The 21,891-nt window shown below is 72.7% G+C and carries 13 protein-coding genes; 10 read left to right on the top strand and 3 right to left on the bottom strand.

The features are described from left to right. Nucleotides 1–264: 264 nt before the first annotated feature. Complete coding sequence (locus AB8735_RS03890; RefSeq protein WP_372405376.1) at nt 265–1,986, top strand: BTAD domain-containing putative transcriptional regulator; 1,722 nt, start codon at nt 265–267, stop codon at nt 1,984–1,986. Between the two features lie 26 nt (nt 1,987–2,012). Here AB8735_RS03890 and AB8735_RS03885 read toward each other — a convergent pair whose 3' ends face one another. The 3 genes from AB8735_RS03885 to AB8735_RS03875 are packed head-to-tail and all read right to left on the bottom strand — an operon-like array spanning nt 2,013 to nt 4,571. Next, nucleotides 2,013–3,188 carry a MalY/PatB family protein gene (locus AB8735_RS03885; protein WP_372405374.1) on the bottom strand — a complete coding sequence of 392 codons (1,176 nt, stop codon included), beginning with the start codon at nt 3,186–3,188 and terminating at the stop codon, nt 2,013–2,015. Further along, nucleotides 3,185–3,649, bottom strand: a complete 465-nt coding sequence (locus AB8735_RS03880; RefSeq protein ID WP_372405373.1) for a GFA family protein — start codon at nt 3,647–3,649, stop codon at nt 3,185–3,187. Before AB8735_RS03880 ends, AB8735_RS03885 begins: the two co-directional genes overlap by 4 nt. Further along, nucleotides 3,642–4,571: a 2OG-Fe dioxygenase family protein gene (locus AB8735_RS03875; protein WP_372405371.1), complete on the bottom strand. Its 930-nt coding sequence runs from the start codon at nt 4,569–4,571 to the stop codon at nt 3,642–3,644. The genes AB8735_RS03880 and AB8735_RS03875 overlap by 8 nt, the downstream gene beginning before the upstream one ends. Nucleotides 4,572–4,832: 261 nt before the next feature. Here AB8735_RS03875 and AB8735_RS03870 point away from each other — a divergent pair, with 261 nt between their 5' ends. The 9 genes from AB8735_RS03870 to AB8735_RS03830 are packed head-to-tail and all read left to right on the top strand — an operon-like array spanning nt 4,833 to nt 21,838. After that, nucleotides 4,833–6,209 carry a PLP-dependent aspartate aminotransferase family protein gene (locus AB8735_RS03870; protein WP_372405369.1) on the top strand — a complete coding sequence of 459 codons (1,377 nt, stop codon included), beginning with the start codon at nt 4,833–4,835 and terminating at the stop codon, nt 6,207–6,209. Further along, on the top strand, nt 6,206–7,207 hold the full coding sequence (locus AB8735_RS03865; RefSeq protein ID WP_372405368.1) for a hypothetical protein: 1,002 nt from the start codon (nt 6,206–6,208) through the stop codon (nt 7,205–7,207). Before AB8735_RS03870 ends, AB8735_RS03865 begins: the two co-directional genes overlap by 4 nt. Beyond that, entirely contained in the window at nt 7,204–8,478 is a 1,275-nt protein-coding gene (locus AB8735_RS03860; protein ID WP_344027080.1) for a SidA/IucD/PvdA family monooxygenase, read from the top strand. Before AB8735_RS03865 ends, AB8735_RS03860 begins: the two co-directional genes overlap by 4 nt. Continuing rightward, a complete protein-coding gene (locus AB8735_RS03855; RefSeq protein WP_372405366.1) occupies nt 8,475–9,704 on the top strand; it encodes an MFS transporter in 1,230 nt (409 codons plus the stop codon). The genes AB8735_RS03860 and AB8735_RS03855 overlap by 4 nt, the downstream gene beginning before the upstream one ends. 13 nt (nt 9,705–9,717) lie before the next feature. Next, nucleotides 9,718–10,782: a class I SAM-dependent methyltransferase gene (locus tag AB8735_RS03850; RefSeq protein WP_372405365.1), complete on the top strand. Its 1,065-nt coding sequence runs from the start codon at nt 9,718–9,720 to the stop codon at nt 10,780–10,782. A gap of 4 nt (nt 10,783–10,786) precedes the next feature. Continuing rightward, entirely contained in the window at nt 10,787–19,480 is an 8,694-nt protein-coding gene (locus AB8735_RS03845; protein ID WP_372405364.1) for an amino acid adenylation domain-containing protein, read from the top strand. Next, nucleotides 19,477–19,974: a VOC family protein gene (locus AB8735_RS03840; protein ID WP_372405362.1), complete on the top strand. Its 498-nt coding sequence runs from the start codon at nt 19,477–19,479 to the stop codon at nt 19,972–19,974. The genes AB8735_RS03845 and AB8735_RS03840 overlap by 4 nt, the downstream gene beginning before the upstream one ends. Beyond that, entirely contained in the window at nt 19,971–20,912 is a 942-nt protein-coding gene (locus AB8735_RS03835) for a hypothetical protein (RefSeq protein WP_372405361.1), read from the top strand. Before AB8735_RS03840 ends, AB8735_RS03835 begins: the two co-directional genes overlap by 4 nt. 32 nt (nt 20,913–20,944) lie before the next feature. Beyond that, a complete protein-coding gene (locus AB8735_RS03830; protein WP_344027067.1) occupies nt 20,945–21,838 on the top strand; it encodes an LLM class flavin-dependent oxidoreductase in 894 nt (297 codons plus the stop codon). Nucleotides 21,839–21,891: the final 53 nt, after the last annotated feature.

Genomic DNA, 21,891 nt, shown 5'->3' with positions numbered 1-21,891 from the left:
ACCGCGTCGGCCGGGGCGAGGAACCTGCCGGCCGCGGAGCCGCCCCGGGCCGTTCCAACTGGTGGGCAGGGAGCGGAAATATGTGACGTACGGTGCACCAAGGGAGGAGAGGGAGCCCATGGGTAGGATCCGTACGACCGACTGGTGAAAAAAATCGGCTTCCGAGACCTATGGGATTCGGACAGCCATATGCCAAGATCATCCCCACATGCGTGCCGCGGGCACAGGCGCGCTTTTCGGCACAGTTCTGGGGGACGGTGAACGATGTCCGTGCGGGAGACCACGATTCCTCTGGACAGTTGTGAGGGCGTCGGCACCGTGAACCGGCCGGCCGCAGCCGGTCCGTCCGCGTTACGGCTGCGCGTACTGGGGCAGATATCGGCCCGGTACGGCGCCAGCGACCTGGTCCTGGGGCCGCGCCGGCACCGGGCGCTGCTGGCGCTGCTGACCATCAGACCGGGCCGGGTGGTCCCCACCGGGCTGCTCATCGAGGAACTGTGGGGCGCCGCGCCGCCGCGCCGCCCCGTCGCCACCCTCCAGACCTACGTCAGCCACCTGCGCCGTGCACTGGACCCGGTCACTGGGTGCAAGAGCCCCTCCGTGCTGAACTACCGGGCGCCGGGCTACATCCTGCAGCTCTCCCCGGAACAGGTGGACGCCCACCGCTTCGAGACGCTGGTCCGGTCCGGCCGCCGGCTGCTGGACGGGCAGGACGCGTCCGGTGCGCGCAACGCGCTCACCGAGGCCCTGTCCCTCTGGGACGGATGCCCCTACCAGGAGTTCGAGGAACTCCCGGTGCTCGCCGACGAGTACGCCCGGCTGGAACAGGTCCGCCTGACGGCCGTGGAGTCGCTGGCCCAGGCCCGTCTGACGCTCGGCGAGGCCGCCGCGGTCGCCACCGAGCTCGCGCCGGAAGCGCGTCGTTACCCCATGCGCGAGCATCTGATCGGCCACCTGATGACCGCCCTGTCGGACATCGGGTGCCAGGCCGAGGCGCTGCGCGTCTACGAACGGACCCGCGCCTGTCTGGCCGAGGAGTTCGGGGTGGACGCCGGTGCCGAGCTCAAGCGGGTGCACGCGGCGGTCCTGCGGCAGGAGTCCCGTCGTCGTACCGCCGTTCCGGCCGTCGCGGCCCCGGGGCCCGTCGTCTCCGTGCGGGTCCCCGTTCGCGGCAGCGAGGTGTTCCGCGGCGAGGTCGACGTGGTCGGTGTGCCGGCGGGGAGCGGCTGTCCGTGTCCGGTCCCCGGGCCGTCGTTGTCCGGCGCGCAGCACGGGGCGGTACGGCCGGACGACGTTTCCCCGGCGGACCGTCCCGGCGACGACGGCGGCCCCCGGCGCCTCACCGGTGTGCTGCGGGTGGCCACGCTCCAGTCGATCAGCATCGGCGTGATGCCGCCCGCCCTGCGCATCCTGAACCGCGAGCAGCCCGGCATCCGGCTGGTCCTCACCGAGTACATCAACGCCGGGGAGCTGCACGCCGCGCTGGAATCCGGGGAGGCCGACCTGGCCGTCGGCCCGCTGCCCGACATGTGGCACCACCCGGTGCACCTGCTGGGCACCGAGGAGTTCGTCATCGTGCTGCCCCCGGACGACCCGTGCACCCTGCCCGTCGGCACACGGGTGCCCTTCTCCGCGCTGCGCGACCGCAAGTGGGTCCGCCTCGCCCCGCGCAACGGCCTCGCCCGCTTCCTCGACGAGGCCTGCGCCGCGGCCGGATTCCGTCCCGGCACCGCCATCTACACCGAACAGAGCGCCGCCGCACCGCTGTTGACGCTGTCCGGGCTCGGTCCCTCGCTGATTCCGGCGAACATGCTTCCACCGCACTTCGCCGGCCGCGTCTTCCTGCCCGAGCCGCCCATCCGCCGCACCCTGGCCGCCTATTCCTGCGGCCGCCCGGACGCGGTGGCCACCGTCTTCATCGAGACGCTGGTGGCCGGTGCGCACATCATGCCCCCCGGTCTGGTGGACCCGGTCCCGCGGCGCTGACGGCGGCGTCGCTTGCCCGAACCCGCTCACCCGGCCGCCGCGGCCAGCCGTTCCACGATCCGGGTGAGCACCTCGGGGGTGGTGGCGAAGTTGAGCCGGACGAAACCCCGGCCCGGCGGGCCGCAGTCGGTGCCGTCGACCAGCGTCACCCCGGCCCGGCGGGCGAAGAACTCCGCCAGGCCGTCCTCCGGCAGGCCCAGTCCCCGGAAGTCCAGCCAGCCGAGGAAGGTGCCCTCCGGCGGGACGTATCCCACCCCCGGCAGGTGCTCGGCCAGCAGATCGGCCAACAGCCGTCTGTTGTCGTCGAGTTGGGCGAGTACGGATTCGAGCCAGGGGCGTCCGGAGCGGTAGGCGGCCACCGCGGCCACGGCGCCCGGGGTGGCCGTCCCGTCGGTGGCCAGCCGTCCGAGCCGGGTCCACCGGTCCCGGTCCGCGTCGTTGGTCAGCAGGACCTGGGCGCATTTGAGCCCGGCCAGGTTCCAGCCCTTGGACGCCGAGGTGGCGGTGAGGGCGTGGCGGGCCGCCGTCGGCGAGACGGACGCGTACGGCACGTGCCGGTGCCCGGGGAGCACCAGGGGCGCGTGCACCTCGTCGGCGAACACCCGTCCGCCGTGCCGTTCCACCACCTCGCTGACGGCCAGCAGTTCACCGCGTTCCATGACCCTGCCGAGGGGGTTGTGCGGGTTGCACAGCACCAGCAGGTGTCCGCCGGCCGCGTAGGCGCGGTCCAGTGCGTCCAGGTCGTAGACGTACCGGCCGCCGGAGCGGACGAGTTCCACCTGGAGGACCGGGCGGCCGAGCAGCCCGGGCACCGTGAGGAACGGCGTGTACGCCGGTACCGGGACGATCACCGGCGAGCCGGGGCGGGAGAAGTGCGCGACGGCCACGTGGAAGGCGCGCACCACGTCGGGCAGCAGCCGGACGTCCTCCGGGTCCACCCGCCAGCCGTAGCGCTCGTCCTGCCAGGCCGCGCAGGCCGCACCGGCCCGGGCCGCCAAGGACGGGGTGAGGTAGCCCAGTTGGTCCCGGGTCACGGCGGTCCGCAGCGCGGCGGTCACCGCCGGTGCGGTGCCGTAGTCCATCTCGGCGGCGCAGGCCCCCAGTCCGCCGGGACCGGCCGTCTCCCACTTGAGCCGGTCCCCTGTGGGCCGGGCGGGGGCGGCCGGGCCGGGGCCGGGGAAGGGGGCGGGCGGGCGCGTCATTCGCTGAGGACGTGTTGTCCGGCGGCGATGCTCTCCTCCCAGTTCTGCCCGTCGAATTCGACGAATTCGACGTTCTCGGCAGCCGAGAGGTCCAGGCAGCGGGCGTTGACGCTGAAGTACCCGGTGGGGTGCGAGCGCGGACGGTAGAAGGGCATGATCCCGCAGACCGCGCAGAAGGTGTGGTCGGCGATGCGGTTGCCGAACCGGTAGGGCTTGAGGTACTCCTGCCCCTGGTGCAGGGTGAACCGCTCCTCCGGGACCATCAGTTCCTGGTGCCCCGACTTGTAGCAGATCCCGCAGTTGCACAGGGTGAGGGTGAGGTTGCGGCTCGCGCGGGCCGAGAAGCGTACGCCCCGGCAGTGGCAGGAGCCCTCGTACCACACCCGCTCGATCCCGCCGTCGGTGACGGCGGACGGCTCGGACATGGTGGACGGCTCAGACACGGTGGACGGCTCAGACATGGCACTCCGCCCCGGCCGGCTCGGCGTCGAGCGTCGGCAGGTCCACCGACATCGGAAGGCCGGTGTGCGGCCGCAACGAGTCGTAGTGGTGGGACACATGACCCGCGGCGGCCGGCCGGCGGGTGAAGAAGATCAGCATGTCCCGGGTGGAGGGCTGCCCGGGGTCGGCGGCGGTCACAGGGGAGACGCTGTGCTTGCGCTCGTGGTCGACCACGAGCAGGGTGTCCAGGAAGCGGCCGTGCCGGACGTGGCCCAGCACCAGCTCCGGGTCGGTCTCGTGCCACCGGACGCCGTTGGTCTCGCCCATGTCGTGGAGGTACGTCACCGCGCTGTCCTCGGTCATATTGGTGCTGCCGAGGAGCGTGGTCATGGTGTGGTCCACGCCGTCGCTGTGCACGCCCTCCAGCGCCGGCTCGCCCAGCAGGGCGGCGTCGGTGACCGTCCTGAGGTTGAACAACGTACAGATCCAGTCCGTCGACCCGTAGTCCAGGAACGGGCGATGAGCCGTCCGCACGCCGTCGACGACCAGGAGCTTGAAGGCCAGCAGCGCCTGGAAGGCGGTGTTCAGCTGGAGGTCGTCCTGCACCTCCTCGAAGACGCGCAGCTCGCCCGAGTCGTGCCGGACGAAGTCCTCCTCCTTGGACAGCACGAAGGGCTGGAACTCCAGCCGACTGGCCCGCCGGGCCACCGGATCGAGCCGGAAGCGGCCGTTCCGGGACTTCCGGAAGGGCAGCGTCGGATCGCTGCTCAGCCCGTCGCTGACGAGTTCCAGGCTCTCCAGATCCGCTGCCGAGGCCCCCAACGACCGGAGAATGCCCGCCATCCGCGGGCCCTCGACGAAGACCGACCGGTCGCGTATGTACCGGGATTTGATGTCCCTGATTTCCGCGAAAACAGCCGGGTTGATTTCCGAGGTTTTCATGCAACCTCCCTGTGAATGGTCCCTGTGAATGGTCCGGACGGGGGACCGTGTCGCATTCCGCGGCAAAAGTTAGGTGCGTCCGGATCGGGGTGTCAAGTCCCCGGAACCGCCGCGCATTTACCGGGGAGTGCCCGTCGAATCGCCGCCGTTGACAGTGCGTTGACACGGCGTTGACGTCTCGTCGGCGCCGCTCCCCTAACTTTTTCGAAGGCGGCAGGGCAACGCCGTTCCGGCCCTGATTGACTTCACCTAGGGGAGCACGTGACGAAAGAGAGTCGCACGGCGGTCGGCTTCGAAGAGGGCCGTACCGGAGGAGCGAAATGGTTCAACGACCTCACCCGGTCGCGGTTCGCGGGGCCCGTGACCCCGCACCACCGGGTCCTGTCGCGCTCGGTCTCCCCGGAGACGCTCGCCGTGCACGCCGGCACCTATGAGGACCCGGTCACCGGTGCGGTCGGGACCCCGGTCTTCCAGACGAGCACCTTCCTGCTGGACGACGCCAGTTACGCGGCCTTCTCCGACGGCACCTCGCGCGACGTCCCCATCTACACCCGCTACGGCAACCCCTCCCAGTGGTCGGTCCAGGAGAAGATCGCGGCCCTGGAGGGCAGCCGCAGCGCCCTGGTGACCTCCTCCGGGATGAGCGCCATCGCCAGCACCATCTACGCGCTCACCAACGCCGGCAGCCACATCATCTCCGCCTACGACGCCTACGGCGGGACCTACAACCTGCTGCGCGAGGACATGCCCTCGGCCGGCCGCGAGGTCACCTTCGTCGACCCCACCGACCTCGACGCCATCGAGGCCGCGGTCCGCCCCGAGACCCAGCTGCTGTTCTTCGAGACCCTGACCAACCCGCTGCTCAAGGCCCCCTCGATCCGGCGCATCGCACGGATCGCCAAGGAGGCCAACGCCCTGCTGGTGGTGGACAACACCTTCCTCTCCCCGGTGAACATGCGGCCGCTGGACCTGGGCGCCGACGTGGTCGTGCACAGCGCCACCAAGTACCTCGGCGGGCACAGCGACCTGACCGCCGGTGCCGTCGTCGGCCGCCGGAAGTTCCTCGACCGGATCTGGGCGCAGGCGCTGCGCTTCGGCGGCACCCTGGAGCCCCTCACCGCGTTCCTCCTCGAACGCGGCCTGAAGACCCTGCCCCTGCGCATGCGGGCCCAGAACGACAACGCCCGCGCCATCGCCCGCCATCTCGCCGGGCACCCGCGGATAGCCGCCGTCCACCACCCCGAAATCGGCGGCGCGCGCTATGCGGATCTGGAGCGCGAGGACTATGCGGGATACGGCGGCATGGTCAGTTTCGAGGTGCGCGGCGGGGACGAGGCGGCGCTGGACTTCATGAAGAAACTCAGCATTCCCTATGTCGCCACCAGCCTCGGCGGTGTCGAATCCCTGGTGAGCATGCCCAGCAATACCTCGCACAGTTCGCTCACCGCACGCCAGCGGGCCCAGATCGGCATCAATCCCGGACTGGTCAGGTTCTCGGCGGGCATCGAGAACGCCCAGGACCTGATCCGTGACCTGGACAACGCACTCGGCGCGCCGGACGAGAACACGCCGGACGAGAACACGCCGGACGAGAACACGCCGGCCGAGGACGCGTCGGACGAGAAGGGCATGTCATGAGGAACAGTTTCAACACCGCCGGATTCAGCGAAGTGGTCCACGAAATCCGCAACGACCCCGCCGAGGCCGATTTCTGGTACACCGCGAAGGCCCGGTCCTCGCCCCACCGCGGCCTGTCCGCGAGCCTGGGCCCCGCGCTGTTCGGCTCGATCAAGTCCGCGCGCCGCTTCCAGGTCGACGTCGGGGACCCGGCCGGCACCCCGGGCGCGGACGGCCCGCTGCCCCTGCACCTCGCGCTCACCGGCATCGCCTCCTGCGCGCTGACCACCCTGGTCGGCGGCGGCAGCGCCCAGGGCATCGTCTTCGACAGCGCCGACATGGAACTGACCTGCCAGGACGGCGCGTACAGCTCGCGGATCGCCATCGGGGGAGTCCCGGACGGCGACGTCGTGGCCGAACTCGTCGGCCAGGTCGAGCAGTTCAGCCCCAACTACCGCACCCTGACCCAGCACGCCCCGGTGGCCCTGGAGTTCGCCTCGCGCCCCCTGCCGGACGCGGCCGACGCGGCCGACGGGCACGTCCCGGCCACCGGCACCGCCGCCTGCCTGGTGCGCTGGGTCAGCGGCACCCAGCTCCTCTCCCGCCCGCTGGGCCCCGGCGCCGGGGAGGACCTGCGGATCGACGCACCCAAGCAGCTCACCGGCGTCGACTGGGGGCCCAACCCGCAGGAGTACCTGCTCATGGGCCTCGCGGCCGATGTGGCCGCCCAGTTGGGCCGCCGCAGCCGCGAGACCACCGGCCGGCCGCTGACCTGGGAGGTGACCGCCGCCGGCCGGGAGGACGTCGGCGGACTGCTCCAGGCCGTCCCCTCGGCCGTCGTCCACCTCCAGGACGTCTCCTGCACCGTGCACCTGCCCCAGGACGCCGAACCGGGCACCGAGGCCGAGTTGGAGGAGCTCGTCCGCGCCGCCTTCGCCGACTCCCCGGTGCGCGACCTCATCAGCACCGCCCGTTCCGCCGACATCTCCTGGCAACTACAGGGATCCGACTGCGCATGAACCACGACCGCCCCACCGACGTCCTCGCCCTCGGCGGAGGACCCGCCAACCTCAGCCTGGCGGCTCTGGCCGCGCCCCTGGACGGACTCCGCGTCACCGCCCTGGAGTCCAGGACCTCCGTCACCTGGCACCCCGGCCTGCTCTGGAGCGGCTCCCGCCTCCAGGTCAGCGGAGTGAAGGACCTCGTGAGCCTGGTCGACCCGCGCAGCCGCTTCGGCTTCCTCAACTTCCTCCACGAACAGGGGCGGCTCTACCGCCACCTCATCGCGGCCGCCGACCACGTCAGCCGCAAGGAGTTCGACCAGTACTTCACCTGGGCCGCCCAGCTGCTGGACGTACGCCTCGGCGAGCACGTCGAGGCCGTCGAACACCACGGCGACCGCTTCCTGGTCCGTACCACCCGTGGCACCCGCCACGCCGACCACCTCGTCCTCGGCGTCGGGCAGACCCCCCGACTGCCCGACTGCGCCCGGGACATCACCCACCCCCGCCTGTGGCACGCCGCCGAGCACCTCACCCGCGACGTCCCGCTGGACGGCCGGGACGTCCTGCTCGTCGGCGGCGGACAGAGCGCCGCGGAAGTGGCCCTGGACCTCATGTCCGGCCGCGCCGGCACGCCCCGCCGCCTGACCTGGGTCACCGGACGCCGCGGCTTCGCCCCGCTCGACGACTCGCCCTTCGCCGACGAGTGGTTCAACCCCCGCTACGTGGAGTACTTCCGCGACCTGCCGCCCGAGCAACGGGCGGACCAGCTCGCACGGCAGCGCTGCGCCGGCACCGGCATCACCCGCGAACTCCTCGCCCAGGTCTACAAGCGTCTCTACGAGCTGGACTACCTCACCGACACCCCCTTCCGGCACGAACTCCTCGCCGGCACCCGGCTGGACGAGCTCGCGCAGGACCACGACGGCTTCCGGGCCACGCTGCTCGACACCGTCACCGGCACCCGCCGCCCCCACCGCAGCGACATCGTCGTCCTGGCCACCGGCTACCGGCCTCAACGCCCCTCCTTCATGGCGCCGTTGGAGGACCGCATGCCGCTCGACGGCGACGGCTACGCCGTGGCCGCCGACTACCGGGTGCCCTGGGACGGCCCCGACACCAACCGGATCCATGTGCAGAACGCCGCCCGCGCCACCCACGGCATCGCCGACCCCAACCTGGGCCTGGCTGCCTGGCGCTCCGCCGTCATCCTCAACAGCCTCCTCGGCCACGAGCACTACGCGCTGAAGGCCGACGAGATCACCCTCGGACTCGGGGGCCGGCCATGACCGCACAGCAACCCGCCGTCAGCGGCACCGGGCGCTACCGCGAACTGTTCGCCGTCCCCGGCGTGGCCCGCTCCATCCTGCTGATGTTCGTGGCCCGCCTGCCCGTCACCGCCATGGGCCTGACGCTGACCCTGCACGTGGTCACCGACCTGCACCGCGGCTACGTCGCCGCCGGACTCGTCGCCACCTCCACCACGGTTGGCACCATGCTCGGCGCACCGCTCGTCGGCCGCGCCCTGGACCGCCACGGGCTGCGCCCCGTCCTCGCGGTGTGCGGCACCGTGGCCACCGCCTACTGGATCGGCACGCCCTGGCTGCCCTACGAGGCCCTGCTCATCGCCGCGTTCCCGGCCGGCGCCCTGGTGATCCCCGTCAGCTCGCTCTCCCGCCAGGTGCTCACCGCGCTGGTGCCGGAGCACACCCGCCGCACCGCCTTCTCGGTGGACGCCATCGCCATGGAGACCTCCTTCGTCGTCGGCCCCGCCGTCGCCCTCTTCCTGGCCGCCAACCTCTCCAGCCGGATCGTGCTGACGGGGATCGGCGCGGTGGTCGCCCTGACCGCCCTCCTGCTCCACCTGCAGAACCCCCCGCTGCGCAGCAGCCGCGAACCCGCCGCACCCGTGCCCGGGGGAGTGCGCTCCTGGCTCGACGGCCGGATGACCGCGACCCTGCTGGTGTCCATGGCCGTGCTGTTCGTCCTCGGCGGCACCGAACTCGCCCTCATGGCCGCCCTGCGCGCGAGCGGCGAGGTCGCCTGGACCGGCACCGCCGTCGCCATCATGGCCCTGGCCTCCATCGTCGGCGGCATCGTGCACGGCGCGGTGCGCCGCTCCCTGCCCCAGTCCGCCCTGATGACCCTGCTGGCGGTCCTGGTGATCCCGGTCGGTCTCATCACCGGCCCGTGGTGGCTGCTCGGCCTGGCCCTGGTGCCGATGCAGCTGGTCTGCGCGCCGACGCTGGCCGCCATCTCCGAGAACGTCAGCAACCTCGCCCCGCCGCACGCCCGCGGCGCGGCCATGGGACTGCAGGACTCGGCCACCCGGATCGGCGGCGCCCTCAGCTCCCCGTTGATCGGAATCGTCATCGACCGGTCGACGCCCGCCTGGGGCTTCGCCGCCTCCGGCATCGGCGGACTGCTCTTCGTGACGGCCGCCGCCCTCTGCACCGGCGGAGCCCGCCTCGGCTCCCCCCGCAGACAACCCACCCTCGACACGCCCTCGACCTGAACAGGTGAAGACGATGACCACCATCGACACAGAGACCACCGTCGGCACAGAGACCGCCATCGACACGGAGACCGCCCTCGACACGGACGCCGGCTCCTGGACGACCGCCGCCCGCATCTACAACTCCACCGTCGCCTCCTGGGCCATCAGCGCCGCCTGGGAACTGGGCGCGCTCGACGAGCTCGGCGAGCAAGGCGCCCTGGACACCCAGGAGTTCGCCACCCGCCACGACCTCGACCCCGCCGCCACCCTCGGCATGTTCCGCGCCCTGGCCTCGGTCGGCATCGTCCACCGCGACGGCACCCGGATCACCCCCGCCGAGTCCTTCGCCGAGATCAACCGGACCCGCTCGCTCTTCCACTGGCTGGTACGCGGCAGCGGCGAACTGTTCCGCCAGATGCCCACAGTGCTGCGCAACGAGAACCGCCACGGCACGTTCTACCAGCGCGACGCGATCGCCATCTCCCGCTCCTGCAAGGAGATCAGCACCTTCTGTTACGACGCCTGGTTCTGGACCGCCATGGACGGCCTGGGCTTCGTCCCCCGCGTCGCCGCCGACCTGGGCTGCGGCAGCGGCGAACGCCTCCTGCAGATCCTGCGCCGCCACCCGGGGACCAGGGCCATCGGCGTGGACATCGCCGGCGACTCCCTCAAGGTCGCCGAGACCGACGCCGCCGCGGCCGGACTGGGCGCACGCATCTCCTTCGTCGAGGCCGACATGCTCGCCATGGACCCGCGACCGGAGTTCGCCGAGGTCGAGCTGCTCACCTGCTTCATGGCCGGACACGACTTCTGGCCGCGCGAGCAGTGCGTCGCCACCCTGGCCCGGCTGCGCCAGCTCTTCCCCAACGTCCGGCGCTTCCTCCTCGGCGACGCCACCCGCTCGGTGGGCGTCGCCGACCAGGACATGCGGGTCTTCACCCTCGGCTTCGAGGTGGCCCACGACCTGATGGACACCTTCATGCCGACCGCCGCCGACTGGGAGTCCGTCTTCGCCGAGGGCGGCTGGCAGCTGCGCCGCAAGCACTCCATCGACATGGTGGCCAACGAGGTCATCTTCGAACTCGAGCCCCGGTGATCCGATGACCTTCGTGCACGAACTGTTCCAGGAGCAGTGCCGCCGGACCCCCGACGCCACCGCCGTGGTGTGCGGGGACGAGACGGTCGGCTACGCGGACCTCAACGCCCGCGCCAACCGCCTCGCCCGCCACCTCGTGGCGCTCGGGGCCGGCCCCGAACACCGGGTGGCCGTGCGGCTGCCCCGCTCGGTGGACGCGCTGGTGGCCCTGCTCGCCACCCTCAAGGCCGGAGCGGCCCACCTGCCGGTCGACCCCGGCCAGCCCGCGGAGCGCACCGCCGCCCTGCTCCGGGACGCCGCCCCCACGGCCGTGCTCGACGCCCCGCTCGCGGCGGTCGCGGACCACCCGGCCACGGACCTCACCGACGCCGACCGCACCGCCGCGCTGCACCCCGCCCACCCCGCCTACGTCATCCACACCTCCGGATCCACCGGGACGCCCAAGGGCGTCGTGGTCGAACACCGCAGCCTGACCAATCTGTTCCACCACCACACCGACACCCAGTACGCCGACCTCGCGGCCGCCGGCGAGCGGCTGCGGGTGGGCGGCATCGCGCCGCTGGCCTTCGACGCCTCCTGGGACCCGGTGCTGTGGATGGTCGCCGGCCACGAACTGCACCTGCTGGACGAGGAGACCCGCCGCGACCCCGCCGCGCTGACCGACTACGTCCGCCGCCACCGCCTCGACGTCATCGACCTCACCCCCTCCCACCTCGAACAGCTCCTTCCGTACGGGCTGATCCGCGACCCGGGGGCCCGCCCCCGGCTGGTCGTCCTCGGCGGCGAGGCCCTGGGCGAACCGCTGTGGCGCGAGCTGCGCGACACCCCGGGCGTCACCGCCCACAACCTCTACGGCCCCACCGAGTGCACCGTGGACGCCCTGTGGGCCCCGTCCACCGCCGCCGAGGACGTCGTCGTCGGCGGCCCCGTCCGCCACACCACCGCCCACGTCCTGGACGAGCGCCTGCGTCCGGTGCCCACCGGCGAGACCGGCGAACTCTACGTCGCCGGTGCCGCGTTGGCCCGCGGCTACCTCGACCGGCCCGGACAGACCGCCGACCGCTTCGTCGCCGACCCGTACGGCCCGCCCGGCACCCGGATGTACCGCACCGGCGACCTCGTGCGCCGCGGCGAGGACGGCCTGCTGCGCTACGCCGGCCGCGCCGACGACCAGGTCAAGATCCGCGGCTTCCGGGTCGAGCCCGGCGAGATCGAGACGGTGCTGCGCGAGCACCCCGCCGTCGCCCAAGCCGCCGTCCACGTCCACGACTTCGGCGGCAACGACCGGCGGCTGATCGCCTACGTCGTCCCCGTCGCCGGGGGCGCCACCCCCGACGACGTCCGCCGGCACGCGGCCCGCCACCTGCCCGGCCACATGGTGCCCGCCGCCGTCGTCCCCCTGGACGCCCTGCCGCTGACCGCCAACGGCAAGCTGGACCGCGCCGCGCTGCCCGCACCGCACCCCGGCGACACCGCCCCCGCGGCGGCCCCGCGCTCGGCCGGGGAACGCCGGCTGTGCGAGCTGTTCGCCGAGGTGCTGCGGCTGCCCCGGGTCGCGCCCGACGACTCCTTCCTCGCCCTGGGCGGCGACTCCCTGCTGGCCATCCGGCTGACCGGCCGGATCGGTGCCGCCCTCGGCGTACGGGCCACCGTCCGCGAGGTCTTCGAGCACCCCACCCCCGCCGGGCTCGCCGACGCCCTGGACGGCCTGTCCACCATGCCCGTCGCCCCACTGCGGCCTGAAGCGCGCCCTGAGCGGATCCCGCTCTCCTTCGCCCAGCAGCGTCTGTGGTTCCTCGACCGGCTCGAAGGCCCCAGCCCCACCTACAACGTGCCCGTGGTCTCCCGGCTTTCGGGCCCGCTCGACCGGGAGGCGCTGCGGCTGGCCCTGCGGGACGTGGTCGCACGGCACGAGGCCCTGCGCACCATCCTCCCCGAGACCGACGGCGCGCCCGTGCAGCACGTCCTGCCGGCCGAACAGGCCGTACCCGTGCTCACCGTGGAGCACGTCGCGTCCTCGGAGGTGGAGGAGCGGCTGCGCGAGGCGGCCCGCCACGCCTTCGACCTCGCCGCCGACATCCCCGTCCGTGCCTGGCTCTTCGAACTGGCCCCGGACGAGCACGTCCTGATGGTGCTGGTCCACCACATCGCCGTCGACGGCTGGTCGCTGGACCCGCTCGGCCGCGACCTGGGCACCGCCTACGCGGCCCGCCGCTCCGGCGCCGAGCCCGACTGGGCGCCACTGCCGGTGCAGTACGCCGACTACACCCTCTGGCAGCGCGAGGCCCTCGACGACACCACCGCACAGGCCGACTTCTGGAAGCGTGAACTGGCGGGCATACCCGACGAGTTGGGCCTGCCCTTCGACCGTCCCCGCCCGGCCGTGGCCTCCTACCACGGCGGCACCGTGGACTTCCGGGTGCCCGCCGACGTCCACCGGCGGCTCGTGGAACTGTCCCACCGCCGCGGCGTGACCATGTTCATGGTCTTCCAGACCGCCCTGGCCCTGCTGCTGTCCAAGCTGACCGGCGGCACCGACATCCCCGTCGGCACCCCGGTGGCCGGACGCGCCGACGAGGCGCTCGACGACCTGGTGGGCTTCTTCGTCAACACCGTCGTCCTGCGCAACGACCTCTCCGGCCACCCCACCTTCGAGGACCTGCTGGAGCGCACCCGCGAGAGGGACCTCGCGGCCTTCGCCCACCAGGACATTCCCTTCGAGCAGGTCGTGGAGGCCGTCAACCCCGTCCGCTCCCTGGCCCGCAACCCGCTGTTCCAGGTGTCGATCACCATGAACGACCTGGACACCGCCCTGTCCCTGCCGGGACTCGCGGTGACCGGCCGGCAGCAGACCTTCGGCGTCTCCCGCTTCGACCTCAACGTCAACTTCCATGAGCAGGACCACGGCGTCGGCGGAAACGTCGAGTTCAACGCCGACCTGTTCGACACCGCCACCGTGCAGGACATCGCCGACCGGCTCGTCCGCCTCCTCACCGCCGTCGCCGACGACGCGTCCCGGCCCTGCGGCGCCCTCGACGTCCTCGCCCCCGAGGAGCGCGAGCGCATCCTCACCACCTGGAACGACACCGCGCTCGACGTCCCGGCCGCCACCCTCCCGGACCTCCTGGAGGCCCAGGCCGTCCGCACCCCCGACGCGCCCGCCGTGCAGACCGGCGACCTCACCCTGACCTACGCCCAGCTCAACGCCCGGGCCAACCAGCTGGCCCGGCACCTGGTCGCCCACGGCGTCGGCCCGGAAGCGCTCGTGGCGCTGCAACTGCCGCGCTCCGCCGACCTGGTGGTGGCTATCTGGGCCGTCCTCAAGGCCGGTGGCGCCTACCTGCCCATCGACGCCGAATACCCGGCCGAGCGCAACGCCTTCATGCTGCGCGACGCCCGGCCGACCCTCGTCCTCACCGAACCCGTCGATGTCTCCCACCTGCCGGACGGCAACCTCACCGACGCCGAACGCACCGCCCCGCTGCTGCCCGCGCACCCGGCCTACGTCATCTACACCTCCGGATCGACCGGTGTGCCCAAGGGCGTCTCCATGCCCGGCGCCGCCCTGGTCAACCTGGTCGTCTGGTGGGCCACCTGGGAGCCGCCCCGCCGCATCGCCCTGTTCTCCGCCATCAGCTTCGACGTCTCCCCGATGGAACTGCTCATCGCCACCACGTCCGGCGGCTGCATCGTCGTCCCCGACGACACGATCCGCAAGGACCCGGAGCGGCTCGTCGCCTGGCTCGCCGACCAGGAGATCAGCGACCTGACGGTGGTACCCAACCTGGTGCTCAACGCGGTGTGCGAGGCGGCCCGGACGGCGGGCACGAGCCTGCCCGCCCTGCGGCACGTCGGCCAGGGCGGCGAGGCCCTCGTCCTCTCCGGCGCCGTCCAGGACATCTTCCGCGCCGGCGAGGGCCGCCGGCTGGACAACTGCTACGGCCCCACCGAGACCCATATGGCGACCGGCTACCGCATGCCCGCCCGGGCCGAGGACTGGCCCGCGGACCCGCCCATCGGAGGCCCCATCGGCAACACCCAGGTCTACGTCCTCGACCGCTGGCTCCAGCCGGTCCCCGCGGGCGTGGTCGGCGAACTGTACATCGCCGGTGACCAGTTGGCCCGCGGCTACGTCGACCGGCCCGGCCAGACCGCCGGCCGCTTCGTCGCCAACCCGTACGGCCCGCCCGGCGCCCGGATGTACCGCAGCGGCGACCTCGTGCGCTGGCGGGCCGACGGGGAACTGCTGTTCATCGGCCGCGCCGACCACCAGGTCAAGATCCGCGGCTTCCGCATCGAACTCGGCGAGATCGAGACGGTGCTCCGGCAGCACCCCGGCCTCGCCCAGGTCGCCGTGATCCCCTTCGAGGACCGGCCGGGCGCCAAACGCCTCGTCGCCTACGTCGTGCCCACCGGCGAGGCACCCGGGACGGACGAACTGCGCCGCCACGTCGCCGCCGCCCTGCCCGACTACATGGTGCCCTCCGCCTTCATCACCCTCGACCGCATGCCGCTGAGCCCCAACGGCAAGCTCGAACGCCGCGAACTCCCCTCGCCCGTGGCGGAGACGACCGCCCGCGCACCCCGCACCCGCGTCGAGAAGGCGCTCTGCGAGATCTGGTCCGACGTCCTGGATGCCCCCGTGGCCGGCATCGACGACGACTTCTTCGCCCTGGGCGGCCACTCCCTGACCGCCACCAGGGCCATCAGCCGGATACGCGCCCGGCTCCACGCCGACCTGCCGGTCCGGGCGCTCTTCGAGCACCCCACCCCGGCCGGGCTCGCCGCACTCGTCGACGCCGCCGACGCCGCCGGACCGCGGCTGGCTCCCCGGCCCCGCCCCGAGCGGATCCCGCTGTCCTTCGCCCAGCAGCGCCTGTGGTTCCTCGACCGGCTCGAAGGCCCCAGCCCCACCTACAACAACCCCCTGGTCTCCCGGCTTTCGGGCCCGCTCGACCAGGAGGCGCTGCGGCTGGCCCTGCGGGACGTGGTGGCACGGCACGAAGCCCTGCGCACCGTCTATCCCGAGACCGACGGCGAACCCGTGCAGCACATCCTGCCGGCCGAGCAGGCCGTACCGGTCCTCACGGTCGAACGGGCCACGCCCGACGGGCTGGAGGAGCGGCTGCGCGAGGCGGCCCGGCACACCTTCGACCTCGCCGCCGACATCCCCGTCCGTGCCCGGCTCTTCGAACTGGCCCCGGACGAGCACGTCCTGATGATCCTGGTCCACCACATCGCCAGCGACGGCTGGTCACTCGACCCGCTCGGCCGCGACCTGGGCACCGCCTACGCGGCCCGCCGCTCCGGCGCCGCACCGCAGTGGGCGCCACTGCCCGTGCAGTACGCCGACTACACCCTCTGGCAGCGCGAGGCCCTCGGCGACATGACCGACCAGGCCGACTTCTGGCGACAGGAACTGGCCGGCCTGCCCGACGAGATGGGCCTGCCCTTCGACCGCCCCCGGCCCGCCGTGGCCTCCTACCGCGGCGCCACCGTGGACTTCCGGGTCGACCCGGACACCCACCGGGGCCTGATGGAACTGGCCCGCCGCTGCGGGGTCACCACCTTCATGGTCTTCCAGGCCGCGGTGGCGGTGCTGCTGTCCAAGCTGACCGGCGGCAGCGACATCCCCGTCGGCACCCCGGTGGCCGGACGCGCCGACGAGGCGCTGGACGACCTGGTGGGCTTCTTCGTCAACACCGTCGTCCTGCGCAACGACCTCTCCGGCGACCCGACCTTCGAGGAGTTCCTGGAGCGGACCCGCGAGACCGACCTCGCGGCCTTCGCCCACCAGGACATCCCCTTCGAGCACCTGGTCAGGGAGCTCAACCCGGCCCGGTCGGCGGGCCGTCACCCGCTGTTCCAGGTGATGATGCCCTTCAACAGCGGTCTCGCCGACACCGGCATCCCCCTGCCCGGGCTGGAGGCGCACACCGAACCGGAACCGCTGGCCGTCGCCAAGTTCGACCTCTCCGTCAACCTCCGCGAGGAGTTCGACCCGGCCGGGGAACCGACCGGTGTGTGGGGCGCGATCGACTACAGCACCGACCTGTTCGACCACCGCACCGTCGTCGCCGTCGCGGAACGCCTGCACCGGGTCCTGGGCGCCGTCCTCGCCGACCCCTCCGCCGCCCTGTCGGACATCGACGTCCTGGGCGCCGACGAACGACGGCAGTTGCTGACCGAGTGGAACGGCGCCCCGGCCCCGGAGGGTGAAACGGCCTTCGCCCACCGGCTGTTCGAGGAACAGGCCGCACGCGTCCCGGCCGCACCGGCCGTGGTCTGCGGCGAAGTAGGCCTCGACTACGCCGAGTTGAACCGTCGGGCCAACCGCCTGGCCCGCTGGCTGATCGCCCGCGGAGTCGGCCCCGAGGACCGCGTCGCCGTGGCACTGCCCCGCTCCGCCGACCTCGTGGTGGCCCTCCTCGCCGTCTGGAAGGCCGGCGCCGCCTACCTCCCTGTCGACCCCGCCTACCCCGCCGAGCGCATCGCCTTCATGACCGGGGACGCCGCGCCCCGGGTGGTGCTCGACGGCCCCGTCGACACCCGCGGCCACGCCGACCACGACGTCACCGACGCCGAACGCAACGGCCCGCTCCACCCCGCACACCCGGCCTATGTCATCTACACCTCCGGATCCACCGGCCGCCCCAAGGGCGTGGTGACCGAACACCGTGCGCTCGCCGCCTACTTGCGGCACTGCCGCTCCGCCTACCCCGGCGTCCCCGGCACCGGCGCCCTGCACTCCTCGTTCTCCTTCGACCTGACCGTCACCACCCTCCACGGCCAGCTCACCACCGGCGGCTGCGTCCGGATCGGTGAGCTGACCGAGGACGGCGTACGGGGGACCACGCGGCCGGACTTCGCCAAGGTGACACCCAGCCACCTGGAACTGCTGTCCGCGCTGCCCGAACACGCCTCGCCCGAACGGTGCCTGGTCATCGGTGGCGAAACGCTCACCGGAGCCGCCCTGCGCACCTGGCGCGACCGCCACCCGCAGGTTACGGTCGTCAACGCCTACGGCCCCACCGAGACCACCGTCAACTGCTGCGACCACCGGCTGCCCCCGGGCGAACCCGTGGGCCCCGGACCGGTGCCCATCGGCCGTCCCTTCCCCGGCGTGCGGATGTACGTCCTGGACCACCGCCTGCGGCCGGTCCCCGTCGGGACCGCCGGAGAGCTGTACGTGGGCGGCGACCAGCTGGCCCGCGGCTACCTCGGCCGTCCGGCGCTCACTGCCGAACGCTTCGTAGCCGACCCCTTCGGACCGCCCGGCGCCCGGCTGTACCGCACCGGGGACCTGGCCCGCTGGCTGCCCGACGGCGTCCTGGAGTTCGCCGGACGCGCCGACACCCAGGTCAAGGTGCGCGGCCACCGCATCGAACTCGGCGAGATCGAGGGCGTGTTGCGCGAACAGCCCGGCGTGGCGCGGGCCGCCGCCACAGTGCACTCGTTCGGCGCGGGGGACCGGCGCCTGGTCGGCTACGTGGTGCCCGAACCGGGCACCACCCCCGACCTCACGGTGATCCGCCGGCGCGCCGCCCGGATGCTGCCCGCCCCCATGGTGCCGTCCGCCCTGCTCGCCCTGCCCGAACTGCCGCTGACCCCCAACGGCAAACTGGACCGCCGCGCCCTGCCGCTGCCCGCATCCACCGGCACCGGCGCCGGACGCGCCCCGAGCACCCGGCGCGAACAGCTCCTGTGCGACCTGTTCGCCGAGGTCCTCGGCGTGCCCCGGGCCGGGGTCGACGACTCCTTCTTCGACCTGGGCGGGCACTCCCTGCTGGTGATCCGCCTCGCCGACCGCATCAGGACCGCCCTGGGCACGGCCGTCAACATCCGGGACCTGCTGGACGCGCCCACCCCGGCCGCCCTCGCCGAGCGGCTCGCCGCCGACGGCGGCGCCGGAACGGCCGACCCCCTGGCACCCGTCCTGCGCCTGCGCGGCGGCCGCGGCACCCCGCTGTTCTGCGTCCATCCGGCCGCCGGCATCGGCTGGGTGTACGCGGGCCTGCTGCGCCATCTGGAGCCCGGCCGGCCGGTGTACGCCCTGCAGGCACCCGGCCTCGGCACCCCCGGCCATGCGGCCGGCTCGCCGGAGGACGTGGTCAAGGACTACCTGGCGCGTATCCGCGAGGTCCAGCCGAACGGCCCGTACGCCCTGGCGGGTTGGTCCGTGGGCGGGCTGATTGCCCATATGCTCGCGGTCCGCCTCCAGGACGAGGGCGAGGACGTCGCCCTGCTCGCCCTCTTCGACAGCTATCCGCGCGTACCGGAGGACGGAGAGGACGAGCAAGGGGACGCCGACGAGGCCACGGCCCTGCGCCAGCTCGCCGCCTCCCTCGGCCAGGACGTCACCCCAGACGGCACCCTCGCCGGCCTCGCCGACGTGGAGGTGTCCGACCTGGTCCGGGTCTACCGGGAGATGAGCCACACCTACGCGGAACCCGTCCTGGGACGGTTCAGGGGAGACCTGCTGCTGTTCCGGGCGACCGCCGACAAACCCGCCGGCTCCCCGTACACCCCGGACCTCTGGCGTCCGCACCTCACCGGCGACCTGCACGTCCACCCCGTCGACTGCACCCACGGCGAGATGACCCGGCCGGACCCGACCGCCGTCGTCGGACCGGTGCTCGACGAGCGGCTGACCCGCGCCACGCCGGCCGACCACGACCCCAGCGGAGAGACCCCGTGACATCCACCCTGCCCCCGGCCCGCCTGCACCACATCGGCGTGCAGACCTTCGACCTCGACAACTCCCTCGCCTGGTACCGGGACTTCCTCGGCTGCCGGCCCACCTGGACCGCGGAGACCTTCTCCGACCTCACCGTCAGTCGGCTGCCCGGCGTCTCGCGCATCACCGAGATCGTCACCGACGGCATCCGCCTCCACCTGATCGAACGCACCGGCCGCGAACGCCGCCACGGCCCCGAGGACCGCGTCCAGTTCCAGCACCTCTGTATCGCCGTCGACTCGCCCGAGGACCTGCGCGCCAAGCTCGCCCTCTGGCACGAGCTGTACGCCTCCGGTGCCTACGAGTTCCTGCGGACCGACCCGCCCACCGAGATCGTCACCGATGCCGAGGGCGTCCAGAGCTTCTACTGCTTCGACGTCAACGGCCTGGAAATCGAGTTCACCTACCTCCCGACCACCTACCTCCCGACCAACGACCTTCCGGAAAGCGCATGATGAGCAGGAATTCCGCCACCGCCGCCCTGTCCCTGCCCACCGCCCTCGGCTGGGACTTCGGGGACTACCCCTACGCGCTGGAACCGCTGACCCTGCCGCACCCCGGCGAGCCCTGGCTCGCGGACGGCACCGCGGGGGAGGACCTCACCGAGTCCTGCCGCGAGCTGCTGACCGCCGCCGCCGACGGGGCCCTGGTGACCCCGCCCGCCACCGCGCCCGAACTGGAGCGCCTGTTCTGGTTCCGGTGGATCACCGGCCACCACATCTCGTTCGTCATCTGGCGGCTGATCGCCGCCCGCCTGGAACAGCTCGCGGCCGGCCACGGCGACCGCGCCGCCATCGCCCGGGAGATCACCGAGTATGTGCGCGCCTACAGCGCCATGATGCTCTACACCGGCTCCAGCACCCGCGAGATCTACAACGACACCATCCGGCCCAGCATGTACCGGATGCACAGCACCTTCAGCGGCACCTGGGCCGCCGACTACGCCGCCGTGCGCGGCCTCTTCCGGGGCCGCAGACTGCCCCCGGTGCCCGACGGCGAAGCCGACGCCCTGGCCCGGGAGATCGCGCTCAGCCAGCGCATCCACCTCGGCGTCGCGGCCAAACTGGTCGTCGACGGCCGGTCGTTGCTCCAGCACCTGGTCGACAACCCGCCCGAGCGCCAGCCGCGCGTGTGGACGAGCGTCTTCGACTGCTACTTCCTCACCCTGCGCGCCCCGGTCTCCGGACACGAGGTGCTCGCCCAACTCCTGCGCCGCTGCAAGGCGGTGGCCATGGACCTGGCGGCCAACGGACTCTACCCCCGCGTCGCCGACTACACCGGGCCCACCCCGGAGGAGCTGTGCACCCCCGAGACGCTGACCTGCGAGAGCGAACTGTCCGACATCGTGCTCCGGGTGGCCGCCCTCGCCACCGGCTGCCCGCCGCTGCGCTGACCGACACGTACCGAAGAGAGAGCAGTCACGACATGCGACACGGAGTCATCGTCCTGCCGGAGAAGCGGTGGACCGAGGCCCGCAAGGTCTGGACGCGGGCGGAGGAGCTGGGCTTCGACCACGCCTGGACCTACGACCACCTGATGTGGCGCTGGTTCCGCGAGAAGCCCTGGTTCGCCACCATGCCCACCCTGACCGCCGCCGCCACCGCCACCTCCCGCATCGGCCTCGGCACCATGGTCGCCAGCCCCGGCATCCGTCACCCCGTCGCCTTCGCCAAGGAGATGATGACCCTCGACGACATCTCCGGGGGACGGGCGATCTGCGGCATCGGCGCCGGCGCCGGCGGCTTCGACGACGACGCCCTGGGCATCCCCGCCCTGCCCCCGCGCCAGAAGGCCGACCGCTTCGGCGAGTTCGTCGAACTCACCGACCGGCTGCTGCGCGAACCCGAAACCACCTACCAGGGCGAGTGGTTCACCACCACCGGCGCCCGCCTGCACCCCGGCTGCGTCCAGCGCCCCCGCCTCCCGCTGGCCGTGGCGGCCCTCGGACCGCGCGGCATCCGGCTGGCCGCCCGCCACGCCGACATCTGGATCACCATCGCGTGGCCCGGCCACGGCGAACCCCTCCCGTACCAGGAGGCGGTACCCGTCGTCCGGCAGCAGTCCGCGCTCCTGGACAAGGAGTGCGAGGCCATCGGCCGCGACCCGGCGACCGTCCGCCGCCTGGTGGTCACCGGCGCCATGATCGACGGCGTACTGGAGTCCGTCGAGACCCACCGGGACGCCACCGGCCTGTTCGCCGGGATCGGCGTCACCGACCTCGTCGTCCACTGGCCGCGCCCCGACTTCCCCTACCAGGGGAGCCTCTCGGTGCTGGAGGACATCGCCGCCGAGGTCCTCACCCCCGCCCGCCCGGCCTGACCGGCCCCGCCCGCCACCCCATGGCCGTACGGCCCGTCCCGTCCTGTCCCGAA

The sequence above is a fragment of the Streptomyces luteireticuli genome (genome assembly GCF_041519305.1).
In the GTDB taxonomy this organism is placed as follows: Bacteria; Actinomycetota; Actinomycetes; order Streptomycetales; family Streptomycetaceae; genus Streptomyces; species Streptomyces luteireticuli.
Note: the sequence above shows the minus strand (reverse complement) of the source record. Positions and strands in the feature narration are given on the sequence as shown.

Coding starts and splice junctions, on each gene's coding strand:
- AB8735_RS03890 (WP_372405376.1), top strand. CDS start 265: ATGTCCGTGCGGGAGACCACGATTCCTCTGGACAGTTGTGAGGGCGTC.
- AB8735_RS03885 (WP_372405374.1), bottom strand. CDS start 3,188: ATGACGCGCCCGCCCGCCCCCTTCCCCGGCCCCGGCCCGGCCGCCCCC.
- AB8735_RS03880 (WP_372405373.1), bottom strand. CDS start 3,649: ATGTCTGAGCCGTCCACCGTGTCTGAGCCGTCCACCATGTCCGAGCCG.
- AB8735_RS03875 (WP_372405371.1), bottom strand. CDS start 4,571: ATGAAAACCTCGGAAATCAACCCGGCTGTTTTCGCGGAAATCAGGGAC.
- AB8735_RS03865 (WP_372405368.1), top strand. CDS start 6,206: ATGAGGAACAGTTTCAACACCGCCGGATTCAGCGAAGTGGTCCACGAA.
- AB8735_RS03860 (WP_344027080.1), top strand. CDS start 7,204: ATGAACCACGACCGCCCCACCGACGTCCTCGCCCTCGGCGGAGGACCC.
- AB8735_RS03855 (WP_372405366.1), top strand. CDS start 8,475: ATGACCGCACAGCAACCCGCCGTCAGCGGCACCGGGCGCTACCGCGAA.
- AB8735_RS03850 (WP_372405365.1), top strand. CDS start 9,718: ATGACCACCATCGACACAGAGACCACCGTCGGCACAGAGACCGCCATC.
- AB8735_RS03845 (WP_372405364.1), top strand. CDS start 10,787: ATGACCTTCGTGCACGAACTGTTCCAGGAGCAGTGCCGCCGGACCCCC.
- AB8735_RS03835 (WP_372405361.1), top strand. CDS start 19,971: ATGATGAGCAGGAATTCCGCCACCGCCGCCCTGTCCCTGCCCACCGCC.
- AB8735_RS03830 (WP_344027067.1), top strand. CDS start 20,945: ATGCGACACGGAGTCATCGTCCTGCCGGAGAAGCGGTGGACCGAGGCC.